The organism is Paraburkholderia sp. GAS38, from assembly GCF_050434965.1.
In the GTDB taxonomy this organism is placed as follows: domain Bacteria; phylum Pseudomonadota; class Gammaproteobacteria; order Burkholderiales; family Burkholderiaceae; genus Paraburkholderia; species Paraburkholderia phenazinium_A.
On sequence record NZ_JBNDJO010000005.1, the window covers coordinates 101,698 to 118,740 of the forward strand.

A 17,043-nucleotide genomic window follows, 5' to 3' on the forward strand; every position below is an offset into this window, starting at 1 on the left:
ATGACGAACTACCGTTGCGACAGAACGTGAAAATACAGGTTCCACGATGCCGCGCTGCGCGGCCGCCAGACGCGTTCATGCCGTCCACCGGACGCACGAACGCCGGATGGTCAGATCTGGACCATCTCGAAGTCTTCCTTGCGCGCACCGCATTCAGGGCAGGTCCAGTTAATGGGAACATCTTCCCAACGCGTGCCCGCCGCGATTCCTTCCTCTGGCAAACCGGCTTCTTCGTCATAAATCCAGCCGCAGATCAGGCACATCCAGCTTCTATATTCCATTCTTGTGTCGCGTCAAAAGGGGCGTTGAAACGAGAGCCATGATGGTACCGTGTTACCGCCCTAATGCCTAGCAATCGAAAGTCGCCATCGTACCGCGTTGCGGGCGCGCTGACCGCCCATCTGGATAAGGCGTGACGCGATCCTCGGTTCGGTGCGAGAAGCCCCTCTCAGCGTGCGAAAAAACGCCCCCGTTGCACTTTAGGCCGCATAATTGAGCCGACTGCGTGCCCGGTGCGCGCTTACATGCTCATTTCCTGCCAACCATCTTCATGCCCAGCGACACGCCTCCGATCGTTCTCACCTTCGGCCTCTCCGACCCGACGGGCGCCTCCGGCCTGCAAGCCGACCTGATGACGCTAGCCAGCATGGGCTGCCACGGCGTCAGCGTGCTGACGGGCTACACCGTGCGCGACTCGGCGAGTTGCGACGAAGTGACCGGGCTGGACCCGGAAGTCGTCGCGACCCAGGCGCGCATGCTGCTCGAAGACATGCCGATTGCCGCCTTCAAGGTGGGCGCGGCGACGCGAGCGGAAGTGGTAAGCGCCATCGCCGAAGTCGTGGCCGACTACGACGACATCCCGCTGATCCTCGCCCCCGACTTCACCCTCGACGACGAACACGTACTCGCCGCCGACGAACTGCGCGAAGCGATCGCGGACCTGCTCGCGCCGCAAACCACCTTGCTGGTCGCCGATCACGCTACCCTGCTCGCGCTGGCGCAGCCGGACGGCGACGCCGAGGCGCCGAGTCTCGACGCGGCGATCTCGCATCTGCTGTCGCAAGGCTGCGAATACATCCTCTCCACGGAAACCGGCACGCATCGGCTCGTCAATACGCTCTTCAGCGACGACGGCCAGTTGCGCCAGGACATGTGGGACCGCGGCGCACACCGCATCATGGGACTGACCGATACGCTGGGCGCCGCGATCGCGGCCTTGCTCGCGAACGGCCAGGACCCGGCCGAAGCCGTGCGTGAAGCGCAGGAGTATCTGTATCAGGCCATGCGCGCTGCGTTTCGTCCCGGCATGGGCGCGTATCTTCCGGACCGGTTTTTCTGGGCGCGCAGCAGCGAAGAAGAAACGCCGCTCGGCAGCGCCAAGGATGCGCCGCCGGGAGAGGCGCGGCACTGAGGGCGCGAGTGGGCGCGGATCGGGGAGTCGGGGCGGCAAAGGCCGGCTCGCCGAACGTCGCCTTAAAGCTTACTCAATACCCACGCTCGCCTTTCATCTGCTTGCGCGCGCCGCTGGATTCCGCGCAACCCGCCCGGTTAAGGTGATGCCCTCACCTCCCTCCGGGGCGTTTCGCCGGCGCACCTGATTAACCCCATCCCCTCAAGCTTCCAGCGCATGGCCTTGGCGTCGATTTGATCTCCGCCGAATTGCATTGCTTCTATCTTGCGGACGCAAACGTTTCCGAACCTACATCGCGCGCCTCTATCCTCACAACGTGACCGGATAGCCATGCCTCACTTCGCACGCGTACGGTTCGTTCGCGGCTCGCAAGGTCATCATGTTACGGACGATCACACGTCTCGCCTGAAGCGCCCGCGTCCCTACAAAATCGTCACCGGCGTATTACTAACGTAATTAAACGTTACAGATGGAATACTTATCACACAGTAGAATTTACGGACTGTAATCTCGCGGGTTGCACATCATGCCCCTACGAATCCTGTCGTTTCATCCGCCGGAACGTGATCCAGCACGCGTGGTCCGTTTCCGCTGCATCGAGATTGAGACAGGTAGCCTCGGCCCCTCAACCGGAATCGACCTCTGCGGGAATCGCTAAAGTGGACAATTCGCCAGCCTACGCCCGCACCCTTTACGACGCCACGCCGGACTCTCCGGACACCTCCTCAGGCGCCCAAACCAACTCCGAAGAATGCCGCTCCATCGCCACCGCGAAACCGGTGCGAGCGTTCCTGCAACGCGTCAGCGGTACCGTCAGCGACCAAGACCGGGCACACATGTTCAGGCAGAAGGCCGTCACGGTCTGGCTCACCGGCTTGTCCGGGGCGGGTAAATCCACGATTGCCTATGAACTGGAACGCCGGCTGATCGAGTTAGGCCATCCGTGCTACGTGCTGGACGGCGACAACGTCCGGCATGGTCTCGGCAGCGACCTCGGTTTTACCAAGGAAGACCGGCGTGAGAATATCCGCCGCGTGGCACACGTCGCGCAATTGATGAACGACGCCGGGCTGATCGTGATTACCGCGCTGATTTCGCCCATGGATGAAGACCGCGCTATGGCTCGCGAGATTATCGGCGGCGAGCGGTTTGTGGAAACCTACCTGTCCGCGTCCGTGGATGACTGTGCACGGCGCGATCCCAAGGGTCTCTACGCCAAGGCACGAGCCGGTGCGATCGCCTCGTTTACCGGTGTGTCGGCGCCCTACGAGCCGCCCGCGAACCCGGATCTGTGCGTGGATACGGCGCGTCAGAGCAAAGAGGCGAGCGTGTCGGGGATCTTCGATTACCTGCACGAGACGTATCTCATGAAGCCCTGAGTGCGAATCGCGACGCGGGCGTGCCTTGAGCCAGCTGCCCGCTCTCGATTGAAGCAACTCACGTTGAAGCAACCCATGCGCCGAGCCAAGCCGGCGCCGGAAAAGAAAAAACCCGCATCGCTGCGGGTTTTTTCTTTCGGGAAGCACGCCTTGCGGCGCGCTTCCCCATGCGTTTCGAACAGGCCTCCTCTCGCGAGAAAGGCCCGAAGCGAAATTACATGTCCATGCCCATGCCGCCCATGCCGCCCGGCATTCCGCCGCCGCCCATCGGAGCATCTTCCTTCGGCAGTTCGCAAACCGCTGCGTCGGTCGTCAGCAGGAGACCTGCCACCGATGCTGCGTTTTGCAGTGCCGTACGCGTGACCTTCGTCGGGTCCACGACACCTGCGTCAACCAGGTCGACGTACTCGCCCGTTGCTGCGTTGTAGCCGTAGTTGCCCGTACCGGCTGCAACTGCTGCCACCACGACGCTGGCTTCTTCGCCGCCGTTCGTGACGATCTGGCGCAGCGGTTCTTCCATGGCGCGCAGAACGATCTTGATACCTGCATCTTGATCGGCGTTAGCGCCCTTCAGACCGGCGATTGCCGTGCGAGCGCGGATCAGTGCAACACCGCCGCCAGCCACGATGCCTTCTTCCACAGCTGCGCGCGTTGCGTGCAGTGCGTCTTCGACACGTGCCTTCTTTTCCTTCATTTCGACTTCGGTCGCAGCGCCGACCTTGATCACTGCCACACCGCCGGCCAGCTTGGCCACGCGCTCTTGCAGCTTTTCACGGTCGTAGTCCGACGTTGCTTCTTCGATTTGCGTGCGAACTTGCTTCACACGTGCTTCGATGTTCGCGCCTTCGCCAGCGCCGTCGATGATCGTCGTGTTTTCCTTGCCCACTTCGATACGCTTCGCTTGGCCCAGTTCGGCCAGCGTTGCCTTTTCGAGCGTCAGGCCGGTTTCTTCAGCGATAACTTGACCGCCGGTCAGGATCGCGATGTCTTCCAGCATGGCCTTACGACGATCGCCGAAGCCCGGAGCCTTGACAGCCACCGTCTTCAGGATGCCGCGGATGTTGTTCACCACCAGCGTTGCCAGTGCTTCGCCTTCGACGTCTTCTGCGATGATCAGCAGCGGACGGCCAGCCTTGGCGACTTGTTCCAGAACCGGGAGGAGGTCACGAATGTTCGACACCTTCTTGTCGTGCAGCAGCACGAACGGGTTGTCGAGCACAGCAACTTGCTTGTCCGGGTTGTTGATGAAGTACGGCGACAGGTAGCCGCGGTCGAACTGCATGCCTTCGACGACGTCCAGTTCGTCTTGCAGCGACTTGCCGTCTTCAACCGTGATGACGCCTTCCTTGCCAACCTTGTCCATCGCTTCAGCGATACGGTCGCCGATCGACGAGTCGCTGTTTGCCGAGATCGAACCGACTTGAGCGATTTCCTTGTTGGTCGTGCACGGCTTGCTGATCTTGCGCAGTTCTTCGATTGCTGCGAACACAGCCTTGTCGATACCGCGCTTCAGGTCCATCGGGTTCATGCCCGATGCGACGTACTTCATGCCTTCGCGAACGATGGACTGAGCCAGAACCGTAGCGGTCGTGGTGCCGTCACCTGCGTTGTCGCTGGTCTTGGAAGCGACTTCCTTGACCATTTGTGCGCCCATGTTCTGGAGCTTGTCTTTCAGTTCGATCTCTTTCGCGACCGACACACCGTCCTTGGTGACCGTCGGGCCGCCGAAGCTGCGTTCCAGGACAACGTTGCGACCCTTCGGGCCCAGCGTGACCTTCACAGCGTTCGCGAGGATGTTCACGCCTTCGACCATCTTGGCACGAGCGGAATCACCGAATACGACGTCTTTAGCTGCCATCTTCTAACTCCTTGAATTCTTGGGATATAACCGGGTAAGTAGCGCTTTGCGCTTACTTCTGCACCACGGCCATGATGTCTTCTTCGCGCATCACGAGCAGTTCGCTGCCGTCGACCTTGACGGTCTGGCCTGCGTACTTGCCGAACAGGACGCGGTCACCGACCTTCACGTCGAGCGCGATTTGTGCGCCCTTGTCGTCACGCTTGCCCGGGCCGACTGCCAGAATTTCGCCTTGATCCGGCTTTTCCGCTGCGGCTTCGGGGATCACGATGCCCGACGCAGTCTTGGTTTCTTGATCCAGACGTTTGACGATCACGCGATCATGCAAAGGACGAAGGTTCATACATACTCCTCTCTTGATTGAGACTGAAGAACGCTGAGAAAACCCGGCTGGCTGAGCCAACCGGCGATGTTGTTAGCACTCTCGTGCAGCGAGTGCTAATTATATGGACGGGTGGTGACAAATTCAAGAAGGAAGGGGGGAGGAAATTTTTACCCTAGGGTAAACCCAGGCGAACTTGTCGAGATTCACTCCGGCGCGTCGGGTGCTTCCGCATTGGGCGGAAGAATTTTGGTGGGCTCAAGTACAGACACGCTTGCGTCCTCGCCATATTCCGCCTGGTACGTCGTCTTGAACGTCTGCTCCTGCTTCTTCCCGGCGGTACCGTATTTGCACCTGCTTCGCCGACGTGGGGCCGGGGCACACCAGGGCGAATTCGTCACCGTCAATGCGCATCGCCCCCCGGAACCAACGACGCACTCCCCTGCGCCGCACCGCATTGATGGCAATGCGGGAAAAAGAAGAAATTGCGCCCACCGCATCCACACAGATTGAACAGCCTCAATCCGCAATGCACGCAGAACGTGGAGTCGTCGCCACCGAGGTTCCATTGTTTGTCGCACGACGGGCAGCGTTTCTTTTCGAGTGAACGAACGGCCTTCTCGTAGCCGATCGTGCGTGCGCGCTCTCCCTGGTCCTGCTGCAATTCCAGTTGCTTGCGCTCGGCATAGCGCTGAAACGCTTTCAGCATATAGAGGCCGGCAAACACCGTGAGCGCGATGCCGACCAGCACCCTCACATAGCCGCCGAAATTCGGCAGATACGGGACCAGTTCGATAAAAAACGCGCTCAACGCAAACAGACCGAAGCCATACACGAAAGGCCAGTAACGAACCTTGCGGTAGCGAATGAACAGCCAGATCGCGATCAGCAGAATGGGCAAGGTCAGCGCGAGGCGCAGGCCAAACACCTGCAACTCATAGTGCCGGGTCGCCTCGTCGAAGCGCTGTTCGGCTGCTGCATCCTCGCTGGCGATTTGCACGTCCAGCTGACTCTGCTGCGCGACGAGTGCCCGTTGCTGGTCGCCGATCGCGTCGATCTGATGCTGCCAGTCGATCGTCACGGCCTGCAGCGAGTCCAGCTTGCGGGTTCTCGCGAGCAGGTCAGGGTCCCGTGTGCTGTCGCCCGTCACTGAGCGCGTGGCCAGCCAGTTGCGGAAACTCTCCTTCTCGTCCGCGTACTGCTTCGCGGCGCGTCCGCGCGCCACCTCCAGGGTTTCAGCCTTTTCATCGAGCGTGTCGCGCTGCGCCTGCAGGTCGCGTCGTGCTGCATCCAGCCGCGCCTTCGCCGGTGCATCCGCGAATTGCTCCATGACGGGCGGCCCGCCATGGGGTGCAAACTCCATGTCGCGGATCACGAGGCTGCCGAGCATGTTCAGAAACACGGCGAAGACGATGGCGATCGCCCATGATGCAAGTCGTAAGAGCCGCGCGGGACCGGTCAAACCGTCGCTGGAGGTCATCATTGTTTTTAGCCTCGGTGGAATGGTAGAGCTCAACGACGAGTTGCTTCGCTGACGCTACGTCTTATGTTTTGACCGCCGCAGCGCGCTCTATCATAGCGATATCGATCTTCTTCATGGTCATCATCGCGTCCATCGCACGCCCTCCGGCATCGCGATCGGACCCGCTGACGAGCTCAAGCAGCCGCCTGGGCGTGATCTGCCAGGAAAAGCCCCAGCGGTCCTTGCACCAGCCGCAAGGCGCCTCCTCCCCGCCGTTGCCGACAATGGCGTTCCAATATCGGTCAGTCTCTTCCTGGCTATCCGTCAGGACGATGAAACTGACCGCCTCATTCGCCTTGAAGGCGGGGCCACCGTTGAGCCCCAGGTAGCGCCGGCCCAGCACAGTGAACTCGATCGTCAGCTCCGCGCCCTGCCCCACGCCCGGCTTCGGCGACACATGGCCGGCACTAACATGGCTATCGGGGAAGGTAGCGGCGTAAAACTCCGCAGCCTCACGCGCTTTGCCTCCATCGAACCACAGGCATGTTACAAGCTCAGTCATTGCAACCTCCTTGTCGGAAACTCGAACCGTCGAGTGGCTTCAATAATACTCGCCGCTACAGATGCAGTTTGATCCCTTCCGCAAAGGCGTGAATGACTGCTTCGCATCGCGCCAGAAGCATCCACTGACCCACGCGGGTCGACACCAGCAATCGCGCCTCGATCAATGCCGCGACGTGCGCCGATACGGTGGACTGAGAGAGCCCGCTGCGCGCGTGAATTGCATTCAACGGCACCCCGCAACCCACGTCGAACGATCCCTGTACGAAGTAGGCGTTCGGCGTCTTCAACCACTTCAGGATCTCGCGCCGGAACGGGTTGGCGAGCGCCTTATGAATCAGATCCTCGTCAAGCGCCGCTTGCGACACACACATCGCAGGAGTTGGACTGCCCTGCGAAGGACTGGTTGGGCTTTGAGTCATGGTTGGCTCGACAGTGACTTGACGATGCTTCTGGCGAACGCTTCGCCAAGGTCTTCCCTGACGAAAGCCAGGGCCATCTGGATAGCGTCACCGACACCGCGCGACGAGTACACGTTGCCATCCTTCAGGCAGCGGCGGTCGGCAAGGCCGGCACGCGCGAGTAGAAACGCCCCGTTCGACACCGATGCGAGCCTTCGCACTCTGCACCCGGCATCGCCAAGCCAGCGCACAAGTTCGCGATGCTCGCGCCCCGAGCCGATGAGCGGCGAACCGGGCACCACGACGATGTCGAATGCAGTACGAACATCCGACAGACACTCCGTCGTGCCCACCGCTACGCCACTCGAGCACAGCACGGGCCCCGGCGACGCTCCCACAAGATGTTGCTCATACAACGTTGCGCCGCACAAACGGTTCGCTTCGTGGAAGACATCCATGGGGCCCGTCACTTCGAGCAGCCGAAATCCTGCGTACAACATCATCGCAACCTGCATGCGCCGTCACTCCTTGTGCTGGGTTACTCTTCCACATCAACGCAGACCGCGACTTTTGAAGCGGCGGCGGCTGTAGCCGAATCCACCAGGTCAAGTCTAATCAGCAGGCATGGGAGAAGAAACACGTGGATGACGCGACGCCCGGCCAATTCACGTGAGATTTCGGCCAACCCGGGGCCAACCCGGAGCCAAACGCAAGACTAGGCGCAGGACCACGCGCGACCCGAATCCCGCCGTCTTGTTACACGGACGCAAAAGTCAATTACCGGTTAGCACATCCCTCTTTCCGGATCATTGCGGTAAGCTGCGATACCGCTCGTCGATACAGATTAGTCAGCCTGGCCCAGTCCTCCGGGCGAAGCCAATCGAAGCATTGCCGGTATCGGAAACGGGTCTACTCACTCCACCAAGGTCACGGCATGAAAGTCGCCATTGTGATATTCGATGGTGTCCAATCGCTCGATGTTGCGGGCCCCCTCGACGTATTCGCGGAAGCCAACACGGTCCTGTCCGGCCAGCAAAAATACGAGGTCTCGCTGGTGGGGCCGCGGGCCGGCGCCGTGACCTGCTCGAACGGCATGCAACTCTCCGTGCCGTTCGGCTATGCGGATCTCGACACGCAATGGGACCTGCTGCTGGTCGCGGGCGGCCCGCAATTGCCCGATGCTCAACTGTCCGGTGACTTCCTGACCTGGCTGCAAAATCAGGCGCGCGACGCGAAACGGTTCGGCTCCGTATGCAATGGGGCGTTCGTGCTTGCGCATGCGGGACTGCTCGACGGCAAGGAAGTGACGACGCACTGGGCAGACGCAGGACGCCTCGCTCACGAATTTCCGCAGGCGCGCGTACAGCCCGACAAGATCTTCGTTCGTGACGGACGCCTCTTTACCTCGGCGGGCGTAACGGCCGGCATCGATCTGTGCCTGTCGCTGGTCGCCGAAGACTGGGGACACGAACTGGCGGTGCGTGTCGCCAAGCGGCTGGTGGTGTATATCCAGCGCGAAGGCGGCCAGTCGCAGTACAGCCCGTATATCGGCGCAGGAAGAGACGAGGATCCGATCATCGGCAAAGTGCACCGTTATGTGACCGAGCACATAACCGATGCGCTTTCTATCGAACAGCTCGCGGAGGCGGTAGCAGTGAGCCGACGGACCTTCTCAAGAGTGTTTTCGAAGTATGCGAAGGTGACACCGTCCGTGTTTGTCGAGCAGGTTCGCGTCGACACCGCGCGCAAGCTGCTGGAAGACACGGACGCACCGCTAAAAACCGTGGCATTCAAATGCGGCTTCCGCAACGCCACGCATATGCGCACGACTTTCTCCCGACGGCTGGATGTCACCCCGAAACAATATCGGCAACGCTTCCGCGGCGAGGCAGGCCAACAGCCGTGGACGAATAACGGTGCCGGCAAGCAGGTCTCTTTGCAAGGACTGTCTCATCTGTGACTGACGCAGCTTCCCCTCCATCGCTTCCCGATGTTCTCGAACCGGGCTTGCCATTGATATTTTGCGGCATCAATCCGGGGCTCCGCTCGGCATCGACAGGTCATCACTTTGCAGGTCGAAGCAATCGCTTTTGGCGAGTACTACATCTGGCAGGTTTTACGCCCGAACAGATTCGTCCTGAGGACAGCCACACGATTCTTCAATACGGTTGCGGTCTCACCACGGTAGTCCCGCGGCCCACCGCACAGGCCGCCGAACTCTCGCGAACGGAAATTGAACTCGCCGGCGAGGCCTTCCGGCAAAAGATCGAGCACTACGCCCCGCGCTACGTCGTCTTTCTTGGCAAGATGGCGCTCGCGGCGATCTCCGGCACACGCGATCTTCAATGGGGGCTGCAAGCGGAGCCCTTCGGTGGCGCACACGCGTGGGTCGTGCCGAATCCAAGCGGACTCAATCGGGCCTTCGACCTCGCTGCACTGGTAGCCGCCTACCGGGAAGTTCGCGTTGCAGTCGCATCCATGCCCTGAAGGTGGGCGTTTTCGCGTAGTGCCTCGGTGACGAACTCCACGAAAGCGCGAATCTTGCCGCTGGTGCTACGCCGCTCTACATGAAGCAGGCTCACCGGAATCGACTCGGGCTCGAACGACGTCAGGATAGGCTGGAGGCTGCCATCGAGCACCTCGGGCGCCGCCTGATACGACAGCAACTGGATAATCCCCACGCCGTCGACGGCTGCAAGCACGGCAGCGGGACCAAGGTCGACAATCATTCGCGGCTGAAGTCTCACAGGCAACCTTGAGCCGTTCTCGTTGAACACCCATTCAAGCGGCGACGAAACGCCCGTGAAAGACACGCAGTGGTGGTGGGTCAGATCTTTAGGGTGAAGCGGCTCTCCATGCGCGGCGAGATAAGCGGGCGCCGCATACGTGCGACGCCGCACATGGCCCAATGGAATCGCGAATGTCGATGAGTCGCCAAGGTGCCCGACACGGATGGCAATATCCACGCCCTCCTCTAACAGCCGTGTCGTGCGATCGGCGTACACCGCATTGATGCTGACGTCCGGATAACGCAGCGCGAAAGCGTTGACCAGAGGCGCCACATAGCGCTGACCAAACAGGACCGGTGCGGAGACGGTCAACGTACCCACTGGATTGAGCGGATCGGCGGCAATGGTGGCTTCCGCATCCGTGATGGTGTCCAACACCTTCCTGCAGGCTTCGAGGTAGGCCAAGCCTGCATCCGTCGGACGCACCGAGCGTGTCGTCCGCGCCAGCAGATGCGTGCCGAGACGCGATTCCAGCGAATTGACCGCCCGCGACACCGCGGCCGCCGACATCGCTACTTTTTCGGCCGCGCCCGTAAAACTGCCCCGGTCGACGATGGCGACAAAAACCTCCATCTCACGCAATTTGTCCATTCGCTTTCCACCCTGATCAAGACGTCCTCGTGCCGTCATTCTATGCGTTGTGATCCGCAGCGTGACGATCGGACCGTTCGCATTGCCGTTATGCAAAGGACTCTTTCAGCTAGCGAGGGTTATCGGAACCTTCGCAAACCGGTTGGCAAAATTCGCAAACTCATTGGCCCAATACTCACTAGCGTGGACTCCAAAGAATTGGGCCGATCCACCACAATGACTTCACGCCGTACAGCCCAACCAACGAACGAGGTTCTCATGTTTACCGCGATGCTTGAAGTTCACCCCATCCCCGAACAGTTCGATGCCTATCTCGGCATGGCCAAGATGCTGCGCCCTGAACTGGAGAAGATCGACGGGTTTATCGACAACAACCGCTATGCCAGTCTCACACGCGAGGGTTGGCTGCTTTCGCTGTCGAGCTGGCGCGACGAGAAGTCGCTCATCCGCTGGCGTAGCCAGGAGACGCACCACAAGATCATGCAGGCTGCGCGCGACCGGGTGTTTTCCGACTATCGCTTGCGCATTGGCCAGACCGTCAGCGATACCCAGGTGCCCGCGGGACAGGTGTTGCGTGAGCAGCGCCTGGACGTCACCGAGGTGGGCCAAGGCACGGCGGTGACGCTGCATGACGGCAAATTCTCGCCGGAGTGGCTCAAGCAGGCTGGCGCAGATGCGGTGGCGAAATCGCTTGGCGTGGATACAAGCGCGCCCGGCCTCGTTTCGTGGGACGTATTCGACGCACTGATGGCGCCAGGGGATGCGATCGCGGTGGTGACGTGGCGTGACCATGCGGCAGTCGAAGCATTCGAACGCAACGCGGCGAAAGCGGATGTGTTGCGCTTGCGGAATATCCGCATCATCCGGCAGTACGGCATGTTCGATCGCCGGGAAGCTCCGCAGTATTTCAAAGAGGCACAAGCGAAGGCGTAAGCCAGCCGCGTTCCGTTATCGAGGTTGGAGGACTTTCATTTTTCATGCGGCTTCCAACCACGATATTTAGATATCCGATCTAATCTTTGCAACAACGAGGTTCCTATGAGCACAGACAATGCCTTGGCAACTGGAGCACAAGCGCCGAGCGCCGCGGCGTCGCCCGCGTCAGTGCCCGCAGTAGTGCCGGCGACCGCGGCCCCTGCACAACTTGCGCCGACGCAAGCCACGCTTTCGCTGCGTCTCGCCATCGGCCTCGTCGGAATGTTGCTGGCGTCTCTCCTCGCCATTCTCAACGAGCAGGTCACTGCATTGTCCATGGCGGACATTCAGGGTGCGCTCTCGATCGGCCATGACGACGGCACCTGGCTGACTGCGCTGTTCGAGGCGGCTAATGTCGCCACGATGGTGTTTGCACCGTGGTTCGGCATCACCTTCACGCTCAAGCGCTTCACCATCGGCGCCGTAATCGCGACGATGCTGCTGGGGTTCCTCTGCCCCTTCGCGCCGAACCTGCCGACGCTCTATGTATTGCGCGTCATGCAGGGAATGGCCGGCGGATGCCTTCCGCCGATGCTGATCATCGTGGCGCTGCGCTATCTGCCGCCCAAAGTAAAGCTGTACGGACTCGCCGGGTACGCGCTCACTGCCACTTTCGGGCCGGCGCTCGGCACACCGCTCGCAGCGTTGTGGACCGAGTATGTTGGCTGGCAAATGGCCTTCTGGCAAATCGTGCCGCTTGGCCTCGTCTGCTGCGTGGCGATCCAGCAAGGACTGCCGCCCGATCCGCTCAAACTCGAACGGCTCAAGGACTTCAACTGGAGCGGATTTCTGCTGGGGTTTCCAGCCGTCGCGATGCTCGTGATCGGTCTTCTGCAAGGCGATCGTCTCGACTGGCTCGACTCCGGGTTCATTCGCGTGATGTTTATCGGCGGCGGACTGCTGCTGGTGACGTTCCTCGTCAACGAATGGTTTCACCCGCTTCCTTTTTTCAAGCTGCAGATGCTTTCGCGCAGAAACTTTACGCACGGCCTGACGACGCTTATGGGCGCCGTCATTCTGCTGGTTGGTGTGGCTGCCATACCCAGCCAATATCTCGCCAAGGTTCACGCCTACCGGCCGCTGCAAACAGCGCCCTTGTCGTTGCTGGTTGCGCTCCCGCTATTGATTACGCTGCCTCTGACGGCCGCTGTGCTGAATCTGCGCCGGGTCGACCACCGTTGGGTGATGGCTATAGGACTGTGCCTGATGATCAGCACCTGCCTGATGGGAAGCTTCATCACCTCCGAATGGATCCGCAACGATTTCTACTGGCTCCAGTCCTTGCAGATCGTGGCGCAACCCATGGTGATCCTGGCGATTCTGATGGGGGTCACGACGGGCTTGCCGCCGACCGAAGGTCCATTTGCGTCGGCGATGTTCAACTCGCTCAAGACATTTTCCGCGGCGGTGGCGACGGGTCTCATCGAAGGGTTGGGTACCGATCGCGAACGCCTTCATTCGAACGTGCTCGTGGACCACCTGGGCAATCACGCGCTTGTGACGAGTCAAAGCATCGACGCGACGCCGGGACTCGGCGAACTTGCACACCGGATCCACGAGCAGGCAGTGGTACTCGCCTCGGCGGATCTCTACCGGGTCATGGCGGGAGTTGCCATCGCCCTTCTTCTCCTGGTGCTCGTGTTACCCGTGCGGATTTATCCGCCGTGGTGCACGACGCCCCCCTCTTCTCGTTAAGGGACGGTCATCATGTCATCCGTTGCTCGCTCTCCCCTCAGGATTATTCGTGTCGCCGCTGTGGCTGTCGCACTCGGCGTTGGTGCATGGGCTTGTTCGAGCCTGTCAGGCAGCTCGAATACCGAATCCACCAACGATGCTTATGTCGACGCCGATTTCACGCTCGTGGCACCGCGTGTGGCCGGCCAGATATCCGACGTGTTCGTCAAGGACAACCAATCAGTCAGGGCCGGCCAATTGCTGGTGCGCATTGACGACCGCGATTTCAAGGCCGCGTTGATGAGTGCAGAAGCGGACGTGACGGCGGCCAGGGCGTCCGTCGCAAACTACGACGCCGAGATCGCGCGGCAGCCCTCGCTCGTCGAGCAGGCGCGCGCGACGCTCAAGGCCGATGATGCATCGATCGGGTTTGCGCGTGCCAATGCTGCGCGCTACCAGAACCTGTCGGATGCCGGCGCAGGCACGGCAGAGGAGCAACAGCATGCTTCGAGCACGCTCGCCGAGCAACTCGCGCAGGAGGCCCACGATGGGGCCGTGCTGGCATCGACCGAGCAGAACCTGAGCATCCTGCAGACGCAGCGCGACAAGGCGGCCGGCGCACTCGCGCGCGCCGAGGCAGCGCTCGATCAGGCGCAGCTCAATCTCTCCTATACGGAGATTCACGCACCGGTCGACGGCAAGGTCGGACGGCGCTCGGTGCGAGTGGGCGCGTTCGTGACGCCAGGTGCGCCGCTTCTGGCGATCGTGCCGCTTTCCGATGCGTACGTCGTAGCCAACTTCCAGGAAAACCAGATCACCCACATGCGGCCTGGCGAGCGCGTGCGGATCAAGGTCGACAGCTTTCCGGGCGTGGTGATTCACGGGCGTGTCGATAGCCTTGCTCCTGCAACCGGTGTGAGCTTTGCGCCGATCGCCCCCGACAACGCGACGGGCAACTTCACCAAGGTCGTCCAACGCGTGCCGGTCAAGATCACCCTTGACCAGGGTCAGGAGGCAGCGTCCGTGTTGAGCGTGGGGCTGTCTGTCGAAACGGAAGTCGCCGTCGGTCAGCATGGCGATGCGTCGGCCGAAACGGGAGAGACAAAATGAAAGCGAGCGACTTTTCCTACCGCGCGTTAATGCTGGAAATATTGGCGTGCCTGGTAATGGCGGGCTGCACCGTCGGACCGGATTTTCAACGCCCCGCGACGTCCACGCCGGCGCAAGTCTTCGATCGCACCCAATCTGAGCAGGCGCCGAGCAAGGCCGTCGAATCCGGTTTCAATTCGGACTGGTGGACGCTGTTTAACGATCCGACGTTGAACGCCCTCGAACAGCAACTGGCCGACGCGAACCTCGATGTGGCCGCGGCGTCGGCGCGTCTTCGCCAAAGCCGGGCCGAACAGCGTGTGGCGGGTGCCGCGGAATATCCCACACTGGACGGCGCTGCTTCGTACGACCGCGAGCGCGGCAGCCCGAACGGCATTCTCGGGCTGCTCGGGGTAAGCCCGACCGACACCCCATCGCAATCCGCTTCGGGCGATACACCGCTGGGCGTGGCGCCATTGCCTGGGTCCAAGGGTTCGCCGGCTTACAACCTCTATCAGGCCGGCTTCGATACATCCTGGGAACTCGATATCTGGGGCCGCAATCGACGCGGCGTCGAAGCCGCCTCCGCCCTGGCGGACGCTTCGTACGAAGACCGGAACGCCGTATTATTGTCTGCCCGCGCCGAACTCGCGCGAGACTATATCGAGTTGCGCGACACACAATCATTGCTTCGGATCGCGAAGCAAAACCTGGAGATTGCTCGCGACACGACGAAACTCACGCAAGTGCGAGCGCATGAAGGCGTGACGACGGATCTGGACGTGGCCAACGCTTCCGCGCAGGCGGCGTCGATCGAAAGCCTCATTCCGACGCTCGAATCGCGCTGCACGACCACGATCAACGCGATTGGCGTCTTACTTGCCGAGGAACCGGGCGCACTTGCGCAAACGCTCGGCGAGCCGCACGACGTGCCCGCGCTGCCGGCTCAGGTGCCGATCGGCTTTCCGTCGGAACTGGTGCAACGCCGGCCCGATATCCGGAAGGCGGAAGCGCAGTTGCATGCGGCCACGGCGTCGATCGGTATGGCAAAGGCCGACTTCTATCCGCGCATATCGCTGAACGGCAGTGCAGGTTTCCAGAGCCTTCAGCTCTCGAGCCTCGCCAACTGGGCGTCGGGACAGTTTGTTGTCGGCCCCTCCATCACGATGCCGATCTTCGAAGGCGGACGCCTCAAGGGGACGCTGCACTTACGCGAGGCGCAACAACAGGAAGCTGCGATCGACTACAAGCGCACCGTACTCGAGGCCTGGCGCGAAGTGGACGATGCCCTTGTCGTCTACGACGCCGAGCAGGTGCGCCGCGACCGGCTCACGGCGGTGGTTGCCCTGAACCAGCGTGCGCTCTCGGTCGCGCAGCAGCGCTACAAGGCTGGGGCACTCGATTATCTCGACGTGCTGAACGTGCAGAAGCAACTACTCGATGCCCAGAGCAATCTGGAACAAAGCCAAGCGACGGCCGCCACGAATCTCATCACGCTCTGCAAGGCACTGGGCGGCGGCTGGCAATCGACTTACGCCGATCCGTATGCGTCGCGTTGATGGTGGACGGCAATGCTTGGGTGGGAGCTGGCCGTCCGGCGATGGGGTAGCGGCTCCTGCTTGTCTCGTTCGGTCCGCTGCACTATGCTTCGGTACATGAACCGATTCCACATCAACTCGATTATTCACGCCGCGAGAGTCCCGGCGGGATAGCGATTGAGTTGACAATACGCCATCACAACCCGCCCAGAAGGCGGGTTTTCGCTTTCTGGGCCCTAATCGGAGCGCCAGGAAATGACGAGTGAGAGCACGTTGGCCGATGAAGTTGAATTGGGTAACCCAGCCGTTCTGCATATGGTCTGCGGCAAGATTGCCGCGGGCAAATCCACACTGACCGCCCACCTCGCAAACGCTCAGCGGACGGTGTTGATCAGCGAAGACGTATGGATCGCACGTCTCTATCCGGACGAAACCCATACGCTGGCCGACTATGTGCGCTGTGCAAGTCGCATCAAGACGGTCCTCACCGGGCACATTCAGGCGCTCCTCTCGGCAGGGCTTTCCGTGGTACTGGACTTCCCGTTTAACACAACCGACACCCGTGCGTGGGGACACGCATTGCTTCGGGCCGCCGGCTGCGAACATCAGCTGCACTATCTGGATGTGAGCGACGAGATTTGCAAAGCTCGTCTAAGGGCGCGGAACGCGTCAGGCGAGCATCCATTCCAGACATCCGATGCACAGTATGAGCTGATCACCCGCTATTTCGTCCCGCCCGCGCTCAACGAAGGCTTCGACATCGTGGTGTACGACGAGACAGGGAATGTCCGTTGTCCAGGCGCGCACGATCTTCAGCCCAAATAAAAGTCCATTTCGTCCGATATCACGAAGGCGATTAGACGTTTATCGGTGTTGAGACTCCCGCAACCATCAGGCCATCACGCAGGACCGGGTAGTCGGCACGCAGATTTGCCGGACCGAACAAGGCATCAGCCGGCCGATTCTGGGTTCCGCACTGGGGCAGTGGCGTCT

Annotated in this window: 17 protein-coding genes; 9 read left to right on the plus strand and 8 right to left on the minus strand. The window is 61.1% G+C overall.

Going from position 1 to position 17,043, the window contains the following annotated elements; all coding sequences use genetic code 11:
- Window positions 1-110 precede the first annotated feature (110 nt).
- Entirely contained in the window at window positions 111-281 is a 171-nt protein-coding gene (locus P3T42_RS13745; protein WP_074302185.1) for a rubredoxin, read from the minus strand.
- Window positions 282-550: 269 nt separating this feature from the next.
- Between P3T42_RS13745 and P3T42_RS13750 the strand changes: the two genes are divergently transcribed.
- Both P3T42_RS13750 and cysC read left to right on the plus strand, forming a co-directional pair.
- Window positions 551-1,411 carry a hydroxymethylpyrimidine/phosphomethylpyrimidine kinase gene (locus P3T42_RS13750; protein WP_074302186.1) on the plus strand — a complete coding sequence of 287 codons (861 nt, stop codon included), beginning with the start codon at window positions 551-553 and terminating at the stop codon, window positions 1,409-1,411.
- 779 nt (window positions 1,412-2,190) lie between these two features.
- On the plus strand, window positions 2,191-2,790 hold the full coding sequence (gene cysC, locus P3T42_RS13755) for an adenylyl-sulfate kinase (RefSeq protein WP_367117704.1): 600 nt from the start codon (window positions 2,191-2,193) through the stop codon (window positions 2,788-2,790).
- 214 nt (window positions 2,791-3,004) lie between these two features.
- Here the strand turns inward: cysC and groL are convergent, their stop codons facing one another.
- From groL to P3T42_RS13785, 6 genes are all read right to left on the minus strand, one after another.
- Window positions 3,005-4,648, minus strand: a complete 1,644-nt coding sequence (gene groL / locus P3T42_RS13760; protein WP_074302187.1) for a chaperonin GroEL — start codon at window positions 4,646-4,648, stop codon at window positions 3,005-3,007.
- A gap of 52 nt (window positions 4,649-4,700) precedes the next feature.
- Complete coding sequence (groES, locus tag P3T42_RS13765; RefSeq protein WP_025496518.1) at window positions 4,701-4,991, minus strand: co-chaperone GroES; 291 nt, start codon at window positions 4,989-4,991, stop codon at window positions 4,701-4,703.
- 382 nt (window positions 4,992-5,373) lie between these two features.
- The gene (locus P3T42_RS13770; protein ID WP_429306564.1) at window positions 5,374-6,450 is read right to left on the minus strand and encodes a hypothetical protein; all 1,077 of its coding nucleotides are present in this window, start codon (window positions 6,448-6,450) and stop codon (window positions 5,374-5,376) included.
- Window positions 6,451-6,514: 64 nt separating this feature from the next.
- Window positions 6,515-6,994 carry a VOC family protein gene (locus tag P3T42_RS13775; protein ID WP_429306364.1) on the minus strand — a complete coding sequence of 160 codons (480 nt, stop codon included), beginning with the start codon at window positions 6,992-6,994 and terminating at the stop codon, window positions 6,515-6,517.
- 55 nt (window positions 6,995-7,049) lie between these two features.
- The gene (locus P3T42_RS13780; protein ID WP_429306565.1) at window positions 7,050-7,367 is read right to left on the minus strand and encodes an ArsR/SmtB family transcription factor; all 318 of its coding nucleotides are present in this window, start codon (window positions 7,365-7,367) and stop codon (window positions 7,050-7,052) included.
- Between the two features lie 44 nt (window positions 7,368-7,411).
- Entirely contained in the window at window positions 7,412-7,909 is a 498-nt protein-coding gene (locus tag P3T42_RS13785; protein ID WP_429306365.1) for a DJ-1/PfpI family protein, read from the minus strand.
- A gap of 419 nt (window positions 7,910-8,328) precedes the next feature.
- Between P3T42_RS13785 and P3T42_RS13790 the strand changes: the two genes are divergently transcribed.
- Window positions 8,329-9,354: a GlxA family transcriptional regulator gene (locus P3T42_RS13790; RefSeq protein ID WP_429306366.1), complete on the plus strand. Its 1,026-nt coding sequence runs from the start codon at window positions 8,329-8,331 to the stop codon at window positions 9,352-9,354.
- Window positions 9,351-9,881 (plus strand): G/U mismatch-specific DNA glycosylase, encoded by a 531-nt coding sequence (gene mug, locus P3T42_RS13795; protein ID WP_429306367.1) that lies wholly within the window; start codon window positions 9,351-9,353, stop codon window positions 9,879-9,881. Before P3T42_RS13790 ends, mug begins: the two co-directional genes overlap by 4 nt.
- Here mug and P3T42_RS13800 read toward each other — a convergent pair.
- Window positions 9,842-10,774: a LysR family transcriptional regulator gene (locus P3T42_RS13800; RefSeq protein ID WP_074302198.1), complete on the minus strand. Its 933-nt coding sequence runs from the start codon at window positions 10,772-10,774 to the stop codon at window positions 9,842-9,844. The genes mug and P3T42_RS13800 overlap by 40 nt on opposite strands.
- Before the next feature lie 258 nt (window positions 10,775-11,032).
- On the opposite strand from P3T42_RS13800, the gene P3T42_RS13805 reads away from it, so the two are divergent.
- The 5 genes from P3T42_RS13805 to P3T42_RS13825 all read left to right on the plus strand — a co-directional run bounded on the left by P3T42_RS13805 (window position 11,033) and on the right by P3T42_RS13825 (window position 16,875).
- Window positions 11,033-11,707 carry an antibiotic biosynthesis monooxygenase family protein gene (locus P3T42_RS13805; protein WP_429306368.1) on the plus strand — a complete coding sequence of 225 codons (675 nt, stop codon included), beginning with the start codon at window positions 11,033-11,035 and terminating at the stop codon, window positions 11,705-11,707.
- A gap of 105 nt (window positions 11,708-11,812) precedes the next feature.
- On the plus strand, window positions 11,813-13,444 hold the full coding sequence (locus P3T42_RS13810) for an MFS transporter (protein WP_429306566.1): 1,632 nt from the start codon (window positions 11,813-11,815) through the stop codon (window positions 13,442-13,444).
- 12 nt (window positions 13,445-13,456) lie between these two features.
- Window positions 13,457-14,533, plus strand: coding sequence for an HlyD family secretion protein (locus tag P3T42_RS13815; protein WP_429306369.1), 1,077 nt, complete (start codon window positions 13,457-13,459; stop codon window positions 14,531-14,533).
- Window positions 14,530-16,071: an efflux transporter outer membrane subunit gene (locus P3T42_RS13820; protein WP_429306370.1), complete on the plus strand. Its 1,542-nt coding sequence runs from the start codon at window positions 14,530-14,532 to the stop codon at window positions 16,069-16,071. The genes P3T42_RS13815 and P3T42_RS13820 overlap by 4 nt, the downstream gene beginning before the upstream one ends.
- 234 nt (window positions 16,072-16,305) lie before the next feature.
- Entirely contained in the window at window positions 16,306-16,875 is a 570-nt protein-coding gene (locus P3T42_RS13825; protein ID WP_429306371.1) for an AAA family ATPase, read from the plus strand.
- Window positions 16,876-17,043: the final 168 nt, after the last annotated feature.

Bases quoted from the DNA above. Each gene is read 5' to 3' on its own strand.
- P3T42_RS13745 (WP_074302185.1), bottom strand. From the start codon at position 281: ATGGAATATAGAAGCTGGATGTGCCTGATCTGCGGCTGGATTTATGAC.
- P3T42_RS13750 (WP_074302186.1), top strand. From the start codon at position 551: ATGCCCAGCGACACGCCTCCGATCGTTCTCACCTTCGGCCTCTCCGAC.
- groL (WP_074302187.1), bottom strand. From the start codon at position 4,648: ATGGCAGCTAAAGACGTCGTATTCGGTGATTCCGCTCGTGCCAAGATG.
- groES (WP_025496518.1), bottom strand. From the start codon at position 4,991: ATGAACCTTCGTCCTTTGCATGATCGCGTGATCGTCAAACGTCTGGAT.
- P3T42_RS13770 (WP_429306564.1), bottom strand. From the start codon at position 6,450: ATGACCTCCAGCGACGGTTTGACCGGTCCCGCGCGGCTCTTACGACTT.
- P3T42_RS13775 (WP_429306364.1), bottom strand. From the start codon at position 6,994: ATGACTGAGCTTGTAACATGCCTGTGGTTCGATGGAGGCAAAGCGCGT.
- P3T42_RS13780 (WP_429306565.1), bottom strand. From the start codon at position 7,367: ATGTGTGTGTCGCAAGCGGCGCTTGACGAGGATCTGATTCATAAGGCG.
- P3T42_RS13785 (WP_429306365.1), bottom strand. From the start codon at position 7,909: ATGCAGGTTGCGATGATGTTGTACGCAGGATTTCGGCTGCTCGAAGTG.
- P3T42_RS13790 (WP_429306366.1), top strand. From the start codon at position 8,329: ATGAAAGTCGCCATTGTGATATTCGATGGTGTCCAATCGCTCGATGTT.
- P3T42_RS13800 (WP_074302198.1), bottom strand. From the start codon at position 10,774: ATGGACAAATTGCGTGAGATGGAGGTTTTTGTCGCCATCGTCGACCGG.
- P3T42_RS13805 (WP_429306368.1), top strand. From the start codon at position 11,033: ATGTTTACCGCGATGCTTGAAGTTCACCCCATCCCCGAACAGTTCGAT.
- P3T42_RS13810 (WP_429306566.1), top strand. From the start codon at position 11,813: ATGAGCACAGACAATGCCTTGGCAACTGGAGCACAAGCGCCGAGCGCC.
- P3T42_RS13815 (WP_429306369.1), top strand. From the start codon at position 13,457: ATGTCATCCGTTGCTCGCTCTCCCCTCAGGATTATTCGTGTCGCCGCT.
- P3T42_RS13820 (WP_429306370.1), top strand. From the start codon at position 14,530: ATGAAAGCGAGCGACTTTTCCTACCGCGCGTTAATGCTGGAAATATTG.
- P3T42_RS13825 (WP_429306371.1), top strand. From the start codon at position 16,306: ATGACGAGTGAGAGCACGTTGGCCGATGAAGTTGAATTGGGTAACCCA.